General features: G+C 68.5%; 20 protein-coding genes and 1 pseudogene. 6 read left to right on the top strand and 15 right to left on the bottom strand.

The window, feature by feature from the left end; genetic code table 11:
- Positions 1-24: 24 nt before the first annotated feature.
- Positions 25-816: a DUF2470 domain-containing protein gene (locus tag AC069H_RS02920; RefSeq protein ID WP_478231141.1), complete on the top strand. Its 792-nt coding sequence runs from the start codon at positions 25-27 to the stop codon at positions 814-816.
- Here AC069H_RS02920 and AC069H_RS02915 read toward each other — a convergent pair.
- Positions 813-1,274: pseudogene (locus AC069H_RS02915) on the bottom strand (PPOX class F420-dependent oxidoreductase). The gene AC069H_RS02920 and the pseudogene AC069H_RS02915 overlap by 4 nt on opposite strands.
- A 23-nt stretch (positions 1,275-1,297) precedes the next feature.
- Between AC069H_RS02915 and AC069H_RS02910 the strand changes: the two are divergent.
- The 3 genes from AC069H_RS02910 to AC069H_RS02900 all read left to right on the top strand — a co-directional run bounded on the left by AC069H_RS02910 (position 1,298) and on the right by AC069H_RS02900 (position 4,032).
- Complete coding sequence (locus AC069H_RS02910; protein ID WP_478231140.1) at positions 1,298-2,095, top strand: CPBP family intramembrane glutamic endopeptidase; 798 nt, start codon at positions 1,298-1,300, stop codon at positions 2,093-2,095.
- Between the two features lie 13 nt (positions 2,096-2,108).
- On the top strand, positions 2,109-3,320 hold the full coding sequence (locus tag AC069H_RS02905) for an arginine deiminase (RefSeq protein ID WP_478223803.1): 1,212 nt from the start codon (positions 2,109-2,111) through the stop codon (positions 3,318-3,320).
- 157 nt (positions 3,321-3,477) lie between these two features.
- Positions 3,478-4,032 (top strand): ferritin, encoded by a 555-nt coding sequence (locus AC069H_RS02900; RefSeq protein WP_478223804.1) that lies wholly within the window; start codon positions 3,478-3,480, stop codon positions 4,030-4,032.
- A 75-nt stretch (positions 4,033-4,107) separates the two neighbouring features.
- Here AC069H_RS02900 and AC069H_RS02895 read toward each other — a convergent pair whose 3' ends face one another.
- The 4 genes from AC069H_RS02895 to AC069H_RS02880 all read right to left on the bottom strand — a co-directional run bounded on the left by AC069H_RS02895 (position 4,108) and on the right by AC069H_RS02880 (position 6,951).
- On the bottom strand, positions 4,108-4,950 hold the full coding sequence (locus AC069H_RS02895; RefSeq protein ID WP_478231139.1) for a hypothetical protein: 843 nt from the start codon (positions 4,948-4,950) through the stop codon (positions 4,108-4,110).
- Positions 4,947-5,459: a SigE family RNA polymerase sigma factor gene (locus AC069H_RS02890; RefSeq protein WP_478231410.1), complete on the bottom strand. Its 513-nt coding sequence runs from the start codon at positions 5,457-5,459 to the stop codon at positions 4,947-4,949. The genes AC069H_RS02895 and AC069H_RS02890 overlap by 4 nt, the downstream gene beginning before the upstream one ends.
- 184 nt (positions 5,460-5,643) lie before the next feature.
- A complete protein-coding gene (locus AC069H_RS02885) occupies positions 5,644-5,997 on the bottom strand; it encodes a DUF952 domain-containing protein (RefSeq protein WP_478231138.1) in 354 nt (117 codons plus the stop codon).
- 72 nt (positions 5,998-6,069) lie between these two features.
- Complete coding sequence (locus tag AC069H_RS02880) at positions 6,070-6,951, bottom strand: DUF5926 family protein (protein WP_478223807.1); 882 nt, start codon at positions 6,949-6,951, stop codon at positions 6,070-6,072.
- A gap of 290 nt (positions 6,952-7,241) precedes the next feature.
- On the opposite strand from AC069H_RS02880, the gene AC069H_RS02875 reads away from it, so the two are divergent.
- Together AC069H_RS02875 and AC069H_RS02870 are read left to right on the top strand one after the other, a co-directional pair.
- Positions 7,242-7,454 (top strand): hypothetical protein, encoded by a 213-nt coding sequence (locus AC069H_RS02875; protein ID WP_340685965.1) that lies wholly within the window; start codon positions 7,242-7,244, stop codon positions 7,452-7,454.
- 49 nt (positions 7,455-7,503) lie between these two features.
- Positions 7,504-8,673, top strand: a complete 1,170-nt coding sequence (locus AC069H_RS02870; RefSeq protein WP_478231137.1) for a cytochrome P450 — start codon at positions 7,504-7,506, stop codon at positions 8,671-8,673.
- Positions 8,674-8,831: 158 nt separating this feature from the next.
- Here AC069H_RS02870 and AC069H_RS02865 read toward each other — a convergent pair whose 3' ends face one another.
- The 10 genes from AC069H_RS02865 to AC069H_RS02820 all read right to left on the bottom strand — a co-directional run bounded on the left by AC069H_RS02865 (position 8,832) and on the right by AC069H_RS02820 (position 16,727).
- On the bottom strand, positions 8,832-9,140 hold the full coding sequence (locus AC069H_RS02865) for an antibiotic biosynthesis monooxygenase family protein (RefSeq protein ID WP_340685967.1): 309 nt from the start codon (positions 9,138-9,140) through the stop codon (positions 8,832-8,834).
- A 99-nt stretch (positions 9,141-9,239) separates the two neighbouring features.
- The gene (locus AC069H_RS02860; protein WP_478223810.1) at positions 9,240-9,677 is read right to left on the bottom strand and encodes a type II toxin-antitoxin system VapC family toxin; all 438 of its coding nucleotides are present in this window, start codon (positions 9,675-9,677) and stop codon (positions 9,240-9,242) included.
- Between the two features lie 18 nt (positions 9,678-9,695).
- Complete coding sequence (locus AC069H_RS02855; RefSeq protein WP_478223811.1) at positions 9,696-9,995, bottom strand: hypothetical protein; 300 nt, start codon at positions 9,993-9,995, stop codon at positions 9,696-9,698.
- Between the two features lie 77 nt (positions 9,996-10,072).
- A complete protein-coding gene (locus AC069H_RS02850) occupies positions 10,073-10,999 on the bottom strand; it encodes a DUF4328 domain-containing protein (protein WP_478231136.1) in 927 nt (308 codons plus the stop codon).
- A 35-nt stretch (positions 11,000-11,034) separates the two neighbouring features.
- Positions 11,035-11,385, bottom strand: coding sequence for a rhodanese-like domain-containing protein (locus tag AC069H_RS02845; protein ID WP_125679193.1), 351 nt, complete (start codon positions 11,383-11,385; stop codon positions 11,035-11,037).
- A gap of 47 nt (positions 11,386-11,432) precedes the next feature.
- Entirely contained in the window at positions 11,433-13,064 is a 1,632-nt protein-coding gene (locus AC069H_RS02840) for a solute symporter family protein (protein WP_478231135.1), read from the bottom strand.
- Positions 13,061-13,405, bottom strand: coding sequence for a DUF485 domain-containing protein (locus tag AC069H_RS02835; protein WP_340685970.1), 345 nt, complete (start codon positions 13,403-13,405; stop codon positions 13,061-13,063). The genes AC069H_RS02840 and AC069H_RS02835 overlap by 4 nt, the downstream gene beginning before the upstream one ends.
- Before the next feature lie 139 nt (positions 13,406-13,544).
- Positions 13,545-15,344: a sodium/solute symporter gene (locus AC069H_RS02830; RefSeq protein ID WP_478223814.1), complete on the bottom strand. Its 1,800-nt coding sequence runs from the start codon at positions 15,342-15,344 to the stop codon at positions 13,545-13,547.
- Positions 15,345-15,375: 31 nt separating this feature from the next.
- Positions 15,376-15,894 (bottom strand): DUF485 domain-containing protein, encoded by a 519-nt coding sequence (locus AC069H_RS02825; protein WP_340685972.1) that lies wholly within the window; start codon positions 15,892-15,894, stop codon positions 15,376-15,378.
- Positions 15,891-16,727, bottom strand: coding sequence for a LytR/AlgR family response regulator transcription factor (locus AC069H_RS02820; RefSeq protein ID WP_478224436.1), 837 nt, complete (start codon positions 16,725-16,727; stop codon positions 15,891-15,893). The genes AC069H_RS02825 and AC069H_RS02820 overlap by 4 nt, the downstream gene beginning before the upstream one ends.
- Position 16,728 lies beyond the last annotated feature (1 nt).

The raw sequence follows: 16,728 nt of genomic DNA, 5'->3' as shown, positions 1-16,728 counted from the left end.
GCTCACCTAACCAGGAGGTGAGCCGTGACCACACCGACGTCCATCCGCCGCCCGCCGGCGCCGAACCCCGCCGAACGCGCGAAGACGATCGCGACCCGCAACGGGCCGGCGACGCTGATGCCGACCGCGGAGCAGCGTGACCAGCCAGGACAGTACGGCCGGGTCATCCCCGAGCTGCACCACGTGCACACGAGCGGCAGCGTCAGCATCCTGCTGCCGGACGAGCACCACCTGGTGCAACGCGCTCACGAGGCCCAGCGCGGCGAGCTCGCGGTGATGGTCGAACTGACCGATCAGGCGCCGGTCGACCTGCGGGAACCCATCCGCGGGCTGCTGTGGATCACGGGCTGGCTCCGCCCGCTCTCCGAGGTTTCGGCGCGGGCCCGCGCGGTCTCGATCGCCGAGACCCGGCCGGACGAGCGGCTCCTGGACGTCGGGCACGGCCTGACGCTGCTGCGGCTGACCCCGGCGTCACTGGTCCTCGCCGACGCCGAGGGCACGCATTCGCTCCGGCCGCACATGTTCAGCGCCGCGCCGCCGGATCCGTTCCACGACTACGAGGCCGACTGGCTGCGGCATCTGGAGACCGACCACGCCGACGTCGTCCAGCAGCTCGCCAAACACGTGCCCGCCGAACTGCGCGGCGGGTGGATCCGGCCGCTCGGGCTGGACCGCTACGGGCTGCGGCTGCGGGTCGAGGCCGACTCCGGCGACCACGACGTCCGGCTCGCGTTCTCGCGTCCGGTCGAAGGTCCGCAGCAGCTGAGCGGCGAGATCCGCCGTCTCGTCGGCTGCCCGTACTTTCCGCAGGGTTAGGCCAGCTCTGCCGGGAAACCGCCCTTGGCAATCGGACCCCACGACTCGATGGTGACGCGGATGATGCTCTTGCCCTGCTTGACCATCGCTTCGCGGTACTCGTCCAGTCGGGGTGCTCACCGGAGATCGCGCGGAAGTAGTCGACCAGCGGCTCGATCGAATCGGGCAGGTCGAGCACCTCGGCGGTGCCGTTCAGCTGGACCCACCGGTCGTTCCACTCGTCGGAGAGGACGCAGGCGGACACCTTCGGCTCGCGCCGGATGTTGACGACCTTCGCGCGCTTCGGGTACGTCGAGATCACCAGACGACCTTCGGCGTCGACACCGCAGGTCACCGGGGAAAGCTGGGGGCCGCCGTCGGCCTTGGTGGTCATCAGGATGGCGCGGTGACGGGTGGACAGGAAGTCGACGAGCGCGGCGCGGTCGAGGAGTTTCGTTGGTCGCGATGCTCCTTGGCATGACCCGACGGTAACGTGCGGCCGATGAGCTGGCTGCGTCCCGAACGCCCGGCGCTGCCGGAATTCGTGGAAGATCCGGCGCGCCGCCGCACGATCGTCATCGAACTGGTCGTCGTCTTCGGCATCACCCTCGGCCTGTCCGGGCTGCGCAGTCTGCTGTCCCTTGTGGACTCGCTGCTGCAGCCGGTGCCGCTGGCGCAGCAACAGGCCCAGCTGAACGTTCCCCAGGCGACACTGAGCCTGGTCGACCTGCTCAAGCAGCTGCTGAGCGCCGGCCAGCTGGTCGGCTGGGGCGCGCTCGGGCTGTACCTGTTGTGGCGCGGCGGGATGAAGCTCGCGGAGATCGGCCTCGACAAACAGCGGCCGGGCCGCGATGTCGTCCACGGGCTGCTGCTCGCCGCGGCGATCGGGATTCCGGGGCTGGGGCTGTACTTCCTGTCCTACGGCCTCGGGTTCAGCCTGTCGGTGCAACCGTCCACTTTGAGCGAGACGTGGTGGCGTCCGATCACGCTGACGTTGTCGGCCTTCGGCAACGCGTTCGCCGAAGAAGTGCTCGTCGTCGCGTACCTGCTGACCAGGCTGCGGCAGCTCGGCTGGCGCGAGAACACCTCGCTGGTCGCGTCTTCGGTGCTTCGCGGGTCGTATCACCTGTATCAAGGTTTCGGCGGTTTCGTCGGCAATGTCGTGATGGGCCTGGTGTTCGGCAGGCTGTGGCAGAAGACGAACCGGCTGTGGCCGCTGATCGCCGCGCACACCGCGCTGGATTTCGTTTCCTTCGTCGGATACGCGCTGCTCAAAGGGCGAGTTTCCTGGCTTCCCTAGCTAGTGTGAAACCGTGATTGACGAGACGACTCCACCCCGAGTTGACAGCGAAGTCGGCCCCCTGCGTGCGGTGCTGCTGCACAGGCCCGGCAACGAGCTCAAAAGGCTCACGCCTCGCAACAACGACCAGCTCCTGTTCGATTCCATCCCCTGGGTGGACCGCGCGCAGGAGGAGCACGACGCGTTCGCCGAGGTGCTGCGCGGCCGCGGCGTCGAGGTGCTGCTGCTGGCCGACGCGCTGCGCACGGCGCTCGCGGACACCCGCGCCCACGCGGCGGGCGTGCACGCGGCCGTCGACGAGCGGCGGCTGGGGCCCGACCTCGCCGATTCGCTCCGCTCCCATCTGTCGAGCGTCACCCCGGCGACACTGGCCGAGGTCCTGATGGCGGGTATGACCTTCGAGGAACTGCCCGCCGCCGAGGGCGCCTCGCTGGTCCGGCTGATGAACCACCCGAACGACTTCGCCGTCGATCCGCTGCCGAACCTGCTGTTCACCCGTGACTCGTCGGCGTGGATCGGCGACCGGGTCGCGGTCTCCTCGCTGACCATGCCCGCCAGGGTCCGCGAGACCGCGGTGCTGGACCTCATCTACGCCTACCACCCGTGGTTCCGCCACGCGTCCCGCGCGTACGGCGCGCATTCGGCACCGATCGAGGGCGGCGACGTCATGCTGCTCTCGCCGGGTGTGCTGGCCATCGGCGTCGGCGAGCGGACGACGGCGGCGGGCGCGGAGTCGCTGGCGCGGTCGGTGTTCGCCGACGGGATCGCGCACACCGTGCTCGCCGTCCCCATCCAGCAGACCCGCGCGACCATGCATCTGGACACCGTCTGCACGATGGTCGACGCCGACGCCGTCGTCATGTATCCGCTTTCCCGCGATTCACTGACCGCGTTCACGATGCGGCCCACCGGCGACGGTTCCGTGAAGGTGGAAGGCCCGGCCCCATTCCTCACCGCGGCCGCCGAAGCAATGGGAATCGACCGGCTCCGGGTCATCGACACCGGCCTCGATCCGGTCACCGCCGAACGCGAGCAATGGGACGACGGAAACAACACCCTCGCCCTCGCGCCCGGCGTGGTCGTCGGGTACGAACGTAACGTGGAAACCAACGCGCGCTTGGCGGAAGCCGGTATCGAGGTACTGGCCATCACCGGCTCCGAGCTGGGCTCCGGCCGCGGCGGGCCGCGTTGCATGTCGTGCCCCATCCGGCGCGAAAGCATCTGACAGAGAAATTAAGTAAGCCTTCCCTAATCGATTTCAATTGATTAGGGAAGGCTTACTTAATTGAGGTGAACCTAGTATTGGGAATACTAACCTAATAGGGGGTACATCACCAGAGAAAAGTGGAAATCGAATATGCGGATGACGTATCGTCGAACACATGGCCCTCACCAAGAAGAAGCAACCGCGCTCGAAGTTCTACGAACTGCTGCAGGCGCAGATCCACAACGAGTTCAACGCCTCCCAGCAGTACATCGCGCTGGCGGTCTGGTTCGACGCCGAGGACCTGCCGCAGCTCGCGAAGCACTTCTACAAGCAGTCCGTCGAGGAGCGGAACCACGCGATGGCGCTGGTCCAGTACATGCTGGACACCGACCACCACGTGGAGATCCCCGGCACCGGCGACGTGCGCAACGACTTCTCCGACGTCCGTGAACTGATCGAGCTCGCGCTGCAGCAGGAGAAGGACGTCGCGACCGACATCCAGCAGCTGGCCAAGGCCGCCCGCGCCGAAGAGGACTACATCGGCGAGCAGTTCACGCAGTGGTTCCTCAAGGAGCAGGTCGAGGAGATCTCCCAGATGTCCACGCTGCTCAACATCGTCAAGCGCGCGAACGGCAACCTGTTCGAGGTGGAGAACCACCTGCACCGCGAATCCGTCGGGGACGGCGGCGCCGACTCGGGGATGCCCCCGGTCGCCGGCGGCGCGCTCTGACGCACCGGCCAACGCTCCCACCACGGGAAAACCCGGGCTCTCCCCCTTGGAGAAGCCCGGGTTTTCTTCATCCCGTCAGCTGAACTGACAGCCCTGCTCGATCCGGGTCAGCAGGATGCCGAGGGCCGACCCGTCGTTGGCCAGCGCGATCCGGTACGCGCTCACCGAACTGATCGGCGCGAAGTAGGCGCTGCCGTTCTTGGTGCCGCCGGGGTAGGCGGCGAGAATGTCCGCTTCGCTCGAACCGACCCCGATCCCCTCGGGGGTGTGCACCGCCCCGGCCGGGTTGATGACGGTGATCCCGTCCGCCTCGGTCAGCGACACCGAAGTCGGCCCCGGAACGGCGGTTCCTTCCACGTAACCGTAGACGCAGTCTTGCCGCCAATCCTTCGCGCGCAGCGGACCGACGGCGGCTTCCGCCTCCTCCTCGCTCATCCCGAGCCGGAGCTTGCCGAAGCCGGCCGGGGTCAGCAGCGCGCCGGTGGTCACCTTGCGCGGTGTCGGCGGGTTCGTGGCGGCGGTGCTCTTCGGCGGCTTGACCGGCCCGTCTGGGGCCGTCGACGGCGGTGACGCGGACGACGGGTTCGGCGACGCCGCCGGGGAGGAGACCGGCGGTGCCGAACTCCCCGGCCCAGGCCGCGCCAGGCTCGACGGGGCCGCCCCCATGGTGAGCTGATCGCCTCCGGGGAAGGCCGCGCCGTTGTCCTTGTCGTGGATCGTGAAGACCGTGACCCCGCTGGCCAGCAGGACCACCGCGGCGGCCATCCCACTCGTCGTCTGCATCAGCTGACGGCGGCGACGGCGACGGCGGGCGCCCGCGACGATCGTCTCGGGATTCAGCGTGGGGCCCACGCCCAGCCGCTCATCAGAGAACAGGTCACGCAGCTTCCGCTGCACGTCCTCTTCGGACATGTTCATCCCGCTTCCCTCCCTTCGTCCTTGGGCTCGATCAGGGCGAGCTTCGTGCGCAGCGACGCGATCGCCTTGCTCGCCTGGCTTTTGACGGTGCCCTGGCTGACCCCGAGCGAATCCGCGATCTCGGCTTCGGACAGGCCTTCGTAGTAACGCAGGACCATCACCGCGCGTTGCCTGGGCGGCAGCGCGCGTAACGCCTGCCACAACGGCTCGTGCTCGAACGGGTCGGCGGGGCTGTACGGCTGGGTGTCCGGCAGGTCGGCGACCAGGTTCTCGCGTTTGGTCCGGCGCCAGCGGCTGATATGCGCGTTGGCCATCGAACGGCGGACGTAGGCCATCGGGTCGCCGGTCTTGTGCTGGACGTACGACCAGCGGGAACCGATCTTCTCCAGCACGGTCTGGACCAGGTCGGCGGCGTCGTGCGGATTTCCGGTGAGGGCGTGGCCGTACCTCAGCAGACCCGGGAGGCTGGTCCTCACGAAGTCGCCGAAGTCGATGAGTTCACCCGGCACGTCACTCCTCCGGCTCTCGCCGGCCCCCCAGACGTCCGTCCCCGGTATGACCGTCGCGGCAGCGGTCACCGTATCGCCTCCTCCCGGGGTCATCCGGCCAGGTTCGCCTGGCTCACCTCTCCCGAAACGCATGACCGCCCCCACAGGTTGTCTCTTGCCGCGAACCAGTTCGAGGGACGCCTGCTCAACGCCTCGCCACGGAGCCGGGAATTCTGAACGTACCGTCCCCCTGAACAGGGAATTCGTGGACGGCCACCACGGCGTTACGCGGTATCGGCCCGTACACGTGGGGGAACTGGAGGCCTGCCGGATGCGGCGGGTCGCCGTCCTCCCAGACGACGGGCGCGCCGACGAGCGCCGGGTCGATTTCCAGCAGCACCAGATCGGTGCGGCCGGGGAACACGGCGTTGGCCGGGATATGCGCCGTTCCCGGGTCCGAGCAGTGGATGAAGCCGTCGGAGCCGAGCGACGCGGCGGTGTAGACGCCGCCTTCGGGCACCGCGGCCCAGTCGGCCTTGGGGCAGATATGGAGGATCACGCACCCATCCTCGCGCGTTTCGTCCTCTGGATGCGGAGCCCGCATTCAGAGGACGAAACGCGCGGGAAGGGATCAGCGGATGGTGAGCTGGCGGCCGATCAGGCCGTCGCGCGAGCGCCGTTCGGCGGCGTTGAGCGGCTCGTTGTCGAGCGACTTCAGCGCGGCCTCGAGGCGGACGCCGAGCTGTTCCTTCGCGTCGGCCCACTCGCGGGCGTGAGCCTCGGGGTCGAGATCCCACACCGGGACGAGCAGCCCGTGCGCGCGGAACGAACCGGCGTAGCGGGAACCTTCGCCGAGGCTCAGCTCGCCGGCCGCCGACAGCCGCGCAAGCGCTTGCAGCAGCAGGTTCTCCGGTTCCGGGCGGACCCAGCGCAGGTGTGCCTTCTCGCCGGCGAGCACCCAGTACGCGCCCGCGCCGAGGCGTTCGGTCGGCATGATCGCCGCGTTCGCGCGCTCGAGGGACAGCGCGACGTCGCCGCCGGCGTCGGCGTCTTCGGGGAGCCACCAGGCGAAGTCGTTGTAGAGCGTGACGTCGAGTTCGGCGTTCACGTCGAGCAGGTCCTGGAGACGGGCCTTCTCGTCGGCGGTGGGCGGCGTCGTGGTGTCCGGCACGGACAGGACGTCACCCTCCTTGGCGTCCAGCACCCACTGGAGCGCGCGGCCGAGGTCGCGGCTGATGTCCGAGGACCGGGTCTGCACCTGCATCCCGACGTAGCGCTCGCCGTCGGACCGGACGAACGCGGCCGCCGCCATCGGCAGCACCGTGCCGAGCGTGACCTTCTCGCCGGAGCCCAGCGTGAGCGCCGCCGTCGCCGACGGGACGAACTCGCGCAGCGCGATCAGCTCGGTCTCCGCCGCGAGCCCCTCGAAGGGCTGGCCGACGAAGACGTCGCGCACCTTCGGCTTGCGATCCGAGGTCGTCTTGGGACCCTTCTTGCGCGAACCCTTGCCCACGTCAGCCTCCTCAAAGCTCGGTTCGGAACGCTATCGCGGGAAGGCACGCGTCTCGTAAGGCCCCCGGGGTTGGTGACGAAGGCGGCGCGGACGACACCCGGCCGACCACCGGATCGACCGGATCGGTGGGTTTCAGCGGCCATCCGGGTACCACGGAAACGTGACTGAAAACGGTTGTCATCATCCGGACGATCGAATCGCGGGTGATCAGCCTGCCGTTTCCCCCGTACCGCACCGAATACTCGATCACGGCGCCATTCCGGCGCCGTAGTGCGGAGAAGGGATCACAGATGAGCACCTCGAAGCGCCGGGCCGCCTTGGCCGCGGTTCCCGTGGCACTCGGACTGATGCTGGCCGGGCCCGCGGCAGGCACGGCTTCGGCCGCGCCGGAGCCCGGCAGAGCGGACCAGGCCCGTCATTGCCTGCTGCTGTGCGGCGGCCATCACCACGGGCATCACCACCACGGCCTGCACCTGCACCTGGGGCTTTGGCTGCATCTGTAGCTCCCTGCCGCGCCGGGGCGGCCACCCCGGCGCGGGTTACAGTCGGCACGTGTTCGACCTCGCCGACCCGGCCTTCCTCGCGAATCCGTACCCGTATTTCGCCGACCTCCGCGAGCGCGGCGAAGTCCACCGCCACGACGGCCTCGGCATCGCCGTGGCGGTGTCGCACGCGGCGTCGGCCGCCGTCCTGCGGCATCGCGGGCTCGGCCGCATCTGGCAGGACGCGCTGCCGGTGGAGCGGTTCGCGTCGTTCAACCTGCTGCACCGCAACTCGCTGCTGGAGAACGAGCCGCCCGCCCACACGCGGCTGCGGCGGGTGATCGCGGGCGCGTTCGGGCGCGGGCACGTCCAGCGGCTGCGGCCGATGGTCGCCGAGCTCGCGGACGGCATGGTCGACGGGCTCGCCGCCGAGATCGCCGAAACCGGCTCGGCCGACCTGCTGGCGCATCTCGCGCAGCCGCTGCCGGTCGCGGTCATCGCGGAACTCCTGGGCGTCCCGGTCGAGGACGGCCCGCGCATGGTGACCCTCTCGAACCACATCGTGAAGATGTACGAATACGGGCTCGCCGAGGAGAAGCGCGACGCCGCCGAAGCCGCGGCCGCGGAGTTCGTCGAGTACCTGCGTGGCGTCGCGAAGCAGCGCGCGAACTCCCCCGGCGACGACATCGTCAGCGATCTTCTGCGCAGTGAGCTCACCGAGGACGAACTGGTCGCGACCGCCGTCCTGCTCCTGATGGCCGGGCACGAGGCGACGGTGAACGTCATCGGGAACGGCGTCAACGCGCTGCTGACCCACCGCGACCAGTGGGAGCGGCTGCTGGACTCCCCGGATCTGCTGGACCCGTGCGTCGAGGAGCTGATCCGCTTCGACGCGCCGCTCCAGCTCTTCGAGCGGACCGCGACCGCCGACGTCGAGATCGCCGGATTCCCGGTGGCCGAGGGCGAGAAGATCGGCGCGCTCCTCGGCGCCGCCGCACGGGACCCGAAGGTCTTCGACCGGCCCGACATCCTCGACATCGGCCGCACACCGAACGCGCACCTCGGCTTCGGCATGGGCATCCACTACTGCGTCGGCGCCCCGCTCGCGCGCGTGGAGATCGCGGCCGCGCTGAGCTCCCTCGCCTCGAAGCTGCCGGGACTGGAGCTCGCCGAAACCCCGGAGCGGCGGCCCGAATTCGTGATCCGGGGGCTGCGCTCGCTCCGGGTCACCACGGGCTAGGCCGTGTCCTGTAAGTCTGTCCGATGGGCTTCGTGATCCAGGTGGTTCCTGGCGGTGCGGGCGGTTCGGCCTCGTACCGGGTTGTACTCGGCTGAGCCGCCCATGCCGTCAGGGGACGCCTGGGCGTGAAGACCGCGGGCAGACTTGCAGGACACGGCCTAGGGGTACTCGACGACCACTTCGTAGAGCGCGGCGTTGGGCGTCGCGACCTCCGCCGCGCGTTCGGTCGACGCCTGGAACACCTGGTTCTTGCCTGCCGCCTCCCAGGCTTCCTTGCTGTCGTAGTGCGTGACGTTGACCAGCTGGAAGCGTGAATCGGGCAGCAGAGCCCGATGGAGCTTGGCGTCGCGGAAACCGGGCGCGTCACGCATCAGCTTCGCGCGCTCTCGCCACGTCTCGACGAACTCGTCCACACGGTCCGCGGGGATCTCGAAGACATTGATGAAGGTGACGCCGTCGTCGCTCATGAGCACAGTCTCGAACCTCCAGCGAACTGGAGGTCAACGGTGACCTGGCTCACCCCAGCGGCGACGGCAGCAAAGGTCCCTTTGCTCTCTTTCGGCAGGTCAGCGCGCGGTTTCGGGATAGAGCGTGAAGTGGGAAACGTGCACCGGCTTGATGTGCTCGAAATGCCGGCGGTCAACCGTCGCCACCTCTACCGTCTTCAGCCGTTCCGCCGTGGCCACGACCGCGGCGTCGGCCAGGCCGAGCGGCCAATCCGAGTACTGGCGCATCAGCACGGCCATCCGCCGGAAATCGTCGTCCATGGGGTGGTAGACGGCGAACTGAGGCGAGCGCATGAGCCCTTCGATGAACGCCGCCTCGGCTTCACCGCCGAGGTACTTCTCTATGTAGTGACATACCTCGGTCAACACCAGCGACGGCACCAGCAGATCACGCGTGGCCGCGGTCTCCAGCCACGACACCACGGCCAGATGATGATCATCTTTTCGGCTGACCATGGCGATGAGCGGGCCAGCATCCACCACTATCGGGCGCGCCATCGGATTACCTGGTGCGCCTCAGGCGACATCCTGGCCGCGCACCACGGCCTTCACGCTTTCGGACGCGTCCGCAGGAAGATCGAACATCCCCAAAAAGGACGGCGGCGCATACGGCTTCGACGGCTCGTCCTTGGCTGGCTCAGGCCTGCGGATTCCATGAGCGGTGAGGCCTGTTTTCACGCCAGGGTAAAATCGCTCAGCGGCAGGCCGCGCGATCTTCGGTCTGGGGGCGGACGGTTTGTACAGACCGAGCACAGCAGACCTCGCCCGGCCGGTCTCCCCGGCGGGCAGATCACACTCCTGCTGCTCGCTGCTCATACCCCCATGTTACAGACCGATCCACTTCCAGCGGAGTGCGGAGATCCCGCATTCAAACGTTCAGTGGAGAAGTTGCGTCAGCGCACTGAAGAGGCCGGGCGCTCCCGCCGGTCCGGATCCGGCGCCCCCTCCACCTTCAGCACGCGAAGCAGCCGAAGGCGCTTCTCCGCCACAGGCGCGAGCAGGTCCGACATGCGCTTCACGAGCAGCGCCGTCACCACCGCCAGCCCTGCCGCGGCCAGGTCGGTCAGCGCGACCAGGACGACCCCGTCGGCCAAGGCCTGGACGCCGTCACGGAACCGCCAGACGATGACGAGCCCGAGCAGCACCCAGTTCAGCATCCAGACGCCCCACCAGATCAGCACGAGCCGCGACGGCTTCGGCCGGGTGTCCCGTGTCCGGCGCAGGACGGCGTGTTCGAGTTCGGCGACGATCGGCAGCACCATGACCAGGTTCACCACCGGCACCAGCACGAACGCCAGCACGTGCCACTGCCGCCTCGGCGGCCCCTCGCCGCGGGCGTCCGCGGCGGCGTGCCTGGCCACGAGCAGCCACCACACGGTGAGCCCCGACGGCAGCAGCGAAAGGATCGTCGTGAGCAGGCCGGCGGTGATCACGAAGCTGTCGGACACCGAGACGACGGACGTCGACAACGCGGAGTCGCGGCTATGCACGAGCAGGACGTAGCGCCAGATTTCGGCGGCCGAGGCGACGACGGCGAGAGCGGCGAAGGTCCACAGCACCGGCAGGAGGCTTCGCGTGATCACCCGCAGTCGTTCCCCAGCGGTGACCTCGCCGGAGGCCGTCCCGGGGACCGCGGTCGGCCGCCGCCAGACCAGGTTCGGGAAGCCCCAACGCGGTGGGACCGGATAGGACGGCGGACCGGAGTAGCGCTCGGCCACCGGATTGCGCCGCTGCGACAAGGCGCCGGGCGGCGGCGACGCGACCCAGCGGACGCGATGACGCGTCGGCTGCCGCATCGGCGCGGGGCGCACCGGCGGCATCGGTGCTCTCGGCGGGTAGTGGCCTGGCTGCACGGTTACAGCACTTCGGGTTCGACGCCGGGATGGTCGCCGACCATCGGGCGCCCCTCCTGCTTCCAGGAGCCCATCCCCCCGGCGACGTTCACCGCGTCCCAGCCGCTCGCGTTGAGCCACGCGGCGGCGCGCGCGGACCGGCCGCCGCTGCGGCAGATCACATAGACCGGCTGGTCGTCGGGCAGGTCGTCGAGTTCGGCGACGCGCGCGGGCAGCTCACCCATCGGGATGTGCTTGGCACCCGGGGCATGCCCGGCGGCCCACTCGTCGTCCTCGCGGACGTCGAGCAGCGCGACACCATCCTTCGGCAGGTCACGGACGGCGACGGTCGGGATGTCAGCAGGGCTCACCACAGTCCCATCCTCGCATCCCGACCCGTTGCGCGCGCGTGAAGAGGCACTCAATGCCGGACGGCCTTTTCCGCACCGGCGCCGGTGAGCGACCGGACCTCCATCTCCGCGTACTTCTTCTGGTTGTGCTCCTTGGACAGCACGGTCCCGAGCCAGCCGAGGAAGAAGGCGACCGGGATCGAGACGATGCCCGGGTTGTCCAGCGGGAACCAGTGGAAGTCGACGCCCTGGATCATCGAGGCGCTCTTCCCGGTCTTCGGGTCGACGGGCTTACCCGAGACCGCCGGCGAGAAGACGATCAGGACGACGCACACGCTCAGACCGCCGTAGATGCTCCACAGCGCGCCCTGGGTGTTGAACCGCTTCCAGAACAGCGAGTACAGGATCGTCGGCAGGTTCGCCGACGCCGCCACCGCGAACGCGAGCGCCACCAGGAACGCCACGTTCTGGTTTTTCGCGAGGATCCCGCCGACGATCGCGACCGCCCCGATCACCAGCGCGGTGATCCGCGCGACGCGGACCTCGCTGTCCGGGGCGGTCTTGCCCTTCTTGAGCACGTTGGCGTAGACGTCGTGCGCGAACGACGCCGACGCCGTGATCGTCAGGCCCGCGACGACCGCGAGGATCGTCGCGAACGCCACCGCCGCGATGAACCCGAGCAGGATCGGGCCGCCCAGTTCGAGCGCCAGCAGCGGGGCCGCCGAGTTGGTCGTCCCCGGCGCCTTCGCGATCACGTCCGGGCCGACGAGCGCGCCCGCCCCGTAGCCGAGCACGAGCGTGAACAGGTAGAAGATGCCGATCAGCGCGATCGCCCAGACCACCGAACGGCGCGCGTCCTTCGCGGTCGGCACCGTGTAGAAGCGCATGAGCACGTGCGGCAGGCCCGCGGTACCGAGCACCAGCGCGATACCCAGCGACAGGAAGTCGAGCTTCGTCGTGCCGGTCTTGCCGTACTGCTTGCCCGGCCCGAGCAGCGCTTCCCCGGTCTGCCCGCCCTTGTCGACGGCGGCCTGGAACAGGCTGGACAGGTTGAAGCCGTACTTCCCGAGCACCCACAACGTCATCGCGAACGTGCCCGCGATGAGCAGGACGGCCTTGATGATCTGGACCCAGGTGGTGCCCTTCATCCCGCCGATCAGCACGTACAGGATCATGATCACGCCGACGACGGCGATCACCAGGTCCTGGCCGAGATTCCCTTCGATGCCGAGCAACAGGTTCACCAGGCCGCCCGCCCCCGCCATCTGCGCGAGCAGGTAGAAGAACGAGACGGCCAGCGTGGAGATCGCGGCCGCCGCGCGGACCGGGCGCTGCTTCATCCGGAACGCCAGCACGTCGCCCATGGTGAACTTGCCGGTGTTGCGCAGCAGTTCCGCGACCAGCAGCAACGCCACCAGCCACGCGACGAGGAACCCGATCGAGTAGAGGAAACCGTCGTAACCGTTGATCGCGATCGCACCGGCGATACCCAGGAACGACGCCGCGGACAGATAGTCGCCCGAGATCGCGATACCGTTCTGCGGACCGGTGAACGCTCGGCCCGCGGCGTAGTAGTCGGACGCGGTCTTCGTATTCCGGCTCGCCCGGAAAACGATCACGAGCGTGATCGCGACGAAGATCGCGAAAATGGTGATGTTGAGCGCCGGATTGCTCCCCTGTACGCCCGCTGCCAGCGTATTCACCGTTCGGTCCCTTCGACCTCGTGCCGGATCTTGTCGGCGAGCGGATCGAGTTTCCGGTTCGCGTACCGGACGTAGAGGCCGGTGATCACGAAGGTGGACACGAACTGCAGCAGGCCGAAGACCAGGCCGACGGTGATGTTGCCGAAGAGCTTGGTGCTCATGAACTCGGTCGCGTAGTCGGCGAGGAGCACGTAGAGCAGATACCAGAGGAGGAACAGGGCCGAGACCGGGAAGACGAATACCCGGAGCCTTCGTCGCAACTCGGCGAATTCGGGGCTCGCCTGCATCTTTTCCCAGTCGGATTCCGGATCGGACCCGAGACCTTGATCGGTATCGCTCACATCGGACCTCCCGTCTGCCGCGACCATTCGATGACTTCGTTGCCACGAAAGATCATGCCCCTCTTAGGGCAGGAAAGGAGCGATCCATTTGAGTGAACGGTACGACTCTGCGTAGACGCTCGCGACTCGAAAGAGTGATTTACTTCCGGTGGCGGCCTTTGCCGGTGGTCCGTGGCTTCTCTGTCTTCTCTTCGGCCTGCCCGAACCGCGCGACCGCACGATCACGCATGAACCCGAGCGGATCGGGCGCGTGCAGCCGCAGCATGACGCCGTGGACGTCGTCCGGCCGCCCGTATCCGGTCGCGCGGCTCACCACGTAGGTGGTCAGGAACGCCGCCGGCACGGTGATCAGCGCGGGCTGGTTCGAGAACCACGGCGCCCAGCCACCGCTGTACTTGCTGACGATGTTGACCACCAGCGCGGTCAGCACCAGCCCGCCGCCGACGAGCATCCCGGCCAGCGCGCCGGGCCAGCTGAGCTTGCGCCACCAGACCCCGAGCAGCAGCAGCGGGCTGAACGTCGACGCGGCCAGCGCGAACGACATCCCGACCGAAAGCGACAGATCGTCCGCGGGCAGCAGAAGAGCCAGCCCGAACGGGATGGCCGCGACGATCGCCGTCGCCACCCGGAAATCGCGAACGCGGCCGGGCAGGACGTCGGTGGACACCACCCCGGACACGCTCACCAGCAGCCCGGAAGAACTCGACAGGAACGCGGCGAAGGCGCCTGCCGCCGTCACCGCGCCGAGGATCTGACCCCAGAGCCCGGGGAGAACGGCGGACGGCAGCAGCAGGACGGCGGCGTCGGTCTTGCCGGTCACCAGCAGTTCCGGGACGTACATCCGCGAGAGCGCACCCAGCAGCGTCGGGAACAGGTAGAACAGCCCGAGCAGCAGCAGGACGTGCACCGTCGTGCGGCGCGCGGCCTTCCCGTCGGGGTTGGTGTAGAAGCGGACCAGGACGTGCGGCAGGCCCATGGTGCCGAGGAAGGTCGCGAGGATCAGCGAATAGACCTGCAGCAGATCGGTGAGACTGCCCGACCCCGGCCGGAGCCAGTCGCCGTTGGACGTGGGCGCGTCGCTGACCACCGGCACCGGGGTGCCGGCGGTGAACTTCAGCGTCGTGCCCTTCTCGACCTTGTGCCCGGCCTCCGGCGCCCACACCGCGAAACCGTTGGCACGCGCGCCTTCCACCTGTCCGTACGCCTCGAGCACGGTCACCGACGTGACCTTCAGCGTGACGTCGGCCTGCACCGAAACCGTGGTGTTCTCCGGGAACGTCGGCGGGGCGGGCTGCCCCAGCGGACGCGCGCTGCCCGGCCCACCGGAACCGAGGAACACGATGCACAGGATGAACGTCGGCACCGCGATGGCGAACAGTTTCAGCCAGTACTGGAAGGCCTGGACGACGGTGATGGCGCGCATCCCGCCCGCGATCACGTTGAAGCCGACGACACAGGTCACCAGGATCGCGCCGGCCCACGCGGGCACGGGCAGGATGGTCGCGAGCGTCAGGCCCGCGCCCTGCAGCTGCGGGACCATGTAGAGGATCCCGATGAACACCACGAACGCCGTCGAGACCCGGCGCAGCATCGTCGAACCCAGCCGCATCTCGACGAAGTCCGGCAGCGTGTACGCGCCGGACCGCCGCAGCGGCGCGGCGACGAACAGCATGAGCGCGAGATAGCCCGCGGTGAAGCCGATCGGGAACCACAGGGCGTCGGCGCCGTCCTTGAGCACGATGCCGGCGACGCCCATGAACGACGCGGCGGACAGGTACTCACCGGAGATCGCGGCCGCGTTGCGCCGGGACCGCACGGTGCGCCGGGCGACGAGGAAATCGTGCGTGCTGACGGCCGACCTCGAGGAGCGATGTCCGAGGTAGAAGGTCAGGACCGCTACCAGCACGATGCCGGCCATGGCCCACGGATTCAGCTGCACGGTGTGGATCCTCGCATGTGCAGCTCCGCGGTCAGTTCTCGATCATGTCGACGAAGTCGCGTTCATGCCGTTCGGCGAGCCGGTTGTACCAGAGGCCGATGCCGAACAGGAACGGGAAAGGCGCCACGCCGAGGATCAGCCAGGGCACCGGGATACCGACGACGGTCACCCTGCCGAATGACGGGATCAGATAGAAGAGCACCGGAAGCGAACACAGGGTGACCATCACCAGCAGCGCCAGCAGGGAGGCCGTCCGCAACTGGATCTTCACCAGGTCCCGGACCAGGAGTTTTCCCCAGCTGGTCTGTTCTTCGAGTTCGACCCTGGCTCGCAGGGTGCTGGTGGCCTGCCGCGGGTCGGCGAGGATCACCCGCTGCCGCTTGGGTTTCGCGTGATGTTCGGGTTTGGCCTGCTCGTGCTTCGGACCGGACGGCGCGCCGGGAACGGGTTCGACGGCGGCGCCCTCGGGCACCGCCGGTTTCCTGCTCTTGCCGAGCGTCGGGTCCGGTTCGCGGACGCCGTTGACGCGGCGGTAGTAGTCGTCGGTCACGTCGACCGGTTGGCGCCGACCAGCCTGTCCTTGAGGGCACGCGTGTGGCGGCGGCTCACCGGCAGCACCTTCTCCTCGTTACCGATCACGACCTGATAGCCGCCCTGCCCCATGCGCAGTTCGGTGATCAGCGGCAGCGAGACCAGGAACGACCGGTGGATGCGGACGAAACCCGCCTTCTCCCAGCGTTCTTCGAGCTGGGCGAGCGGGATGCGGACCAGGTGGCTGCCGTCGGTGGTGAACAACCGGGCATAGTCGCCCTGGGCCTCGACCCAGCGGACCGAAGACCGCGGGATGAGCTTCGTGGTGCCCGCGAGCTCCACGGGGATGACCTCGTCGTCGTTCTTGACCTGTCCCAGCCCGCCTTCCGGGCCGTACTTCGGCGCGGCGTTGGCGGCGAGTTTGTCCATCACGCGCGTGATGGCGCGGTCGAGACGATCCTGCTGGTACGGCTTGAGCACGTAGTCGAGCGCGCCGAGGTCGAAGGCGTTGACGGCCTCTTCCGCGTGTCCTGTCACGAACACCAGCGCCGGCGACGGGCGCAGCGCGGCGAACACCCGCGACATCTCCATGCCGGACAGACCGGGCATGTCGATGTCGGCGAACACCGCGTCCACGATCGGCAGCCCGCGGGCCTTGCGGTCGGCCAGCCTCGGGTCGTCCGCGGACAGCAGGCGCAGCGCCTCCGAAGCGTCGATCGCCGGGTAGACCAGGGCGACGCGCGGGCTGTTGCGGAGACAGTGGACGAGTTCGTCTAGCCCTTTGGGCTCGTCGTCCACCGCCAGGACGATGAGCTTCCGGGTGTCATCGTGAGCACTCACAGTGAGACGCATC

This window comes from Amycolatopsis sp. NPDC043887, assembly GCF_056435665.1.
Note: the sequence above shows the minus strand (reverse complement) of the source record. Positions and strands in the feature narration are given on the sequence as shown.

Excerpts from the sequence above, each read along its gene's own strand:
- AC069H_RS02910 (WP_478231140.1), top strand. The coding sequence starts at position 1,298 with ATGAGCTGGCTGCGTCCCGAACGCCCGGCGCTGCCGGAATTCGTGGAA.
- AC069H_RS02900 (WP_478223804.1), top strand. The coding sequence starts at position 3,478 with ATGGCCCTCACCAAGAAGAAGCAACCGCGCTCGAAGTTCTACGAACTG.
- AC069H_RS02895 (WP_478231139.1), bottom strand. The coding sequence starts at position 4,950 with ATGAACATGTCCGAAGAGGACGTGCAGCGGAAGCTGCGTGACCTGTTC.
- AC069H_RS02875 (WP_340685965.1), top strand. The coding sequence starts at position 7,242 with ATGAGCACCTCGAAGCGCCGGGCCGCCTTGGCCGCGGTTCCCGTGGCA.
- AC069H_RS02865 (WP_340685967.1), bottom strand. The coding sequence starts at position 9,140 with ATGAGCGACGACGGCGTCACCTTCATCAATGTCTTCGAGATCCCCGCG.
- AC069H_RS02860 (WP_478223810.1), bottom strand. The coding sequence starts at position 9,677 with ATGGCGCGCCCGATAGTGGTGGATGCTGGCCCGCTCATCGCCATGGTC.
- AC069H_RS02855 (WP_478223811.1), bottom strand. The coding sequence starts at position 9,995 with ATGAGCAGCGAGCAGCAGGAGTGTGATCTGCCCGCCGGGGAGACCGGC.
- AC069H_RS02850 (WP_478231136.1), bottom strand. The coding sequence starts at position 10,999 with ATGCCGCCGGTGCGCCCCGCGCCGATGCGGCAGCCGACGCGTCATCGC.
- AC069H_RS02820 (WP_478224436.1), bottom strand. The coding sequence starts at position 16,727 with ATGCGTCTCACTGTGAGTGCTCACGATGACACCCGGAAGCTCATCGTC.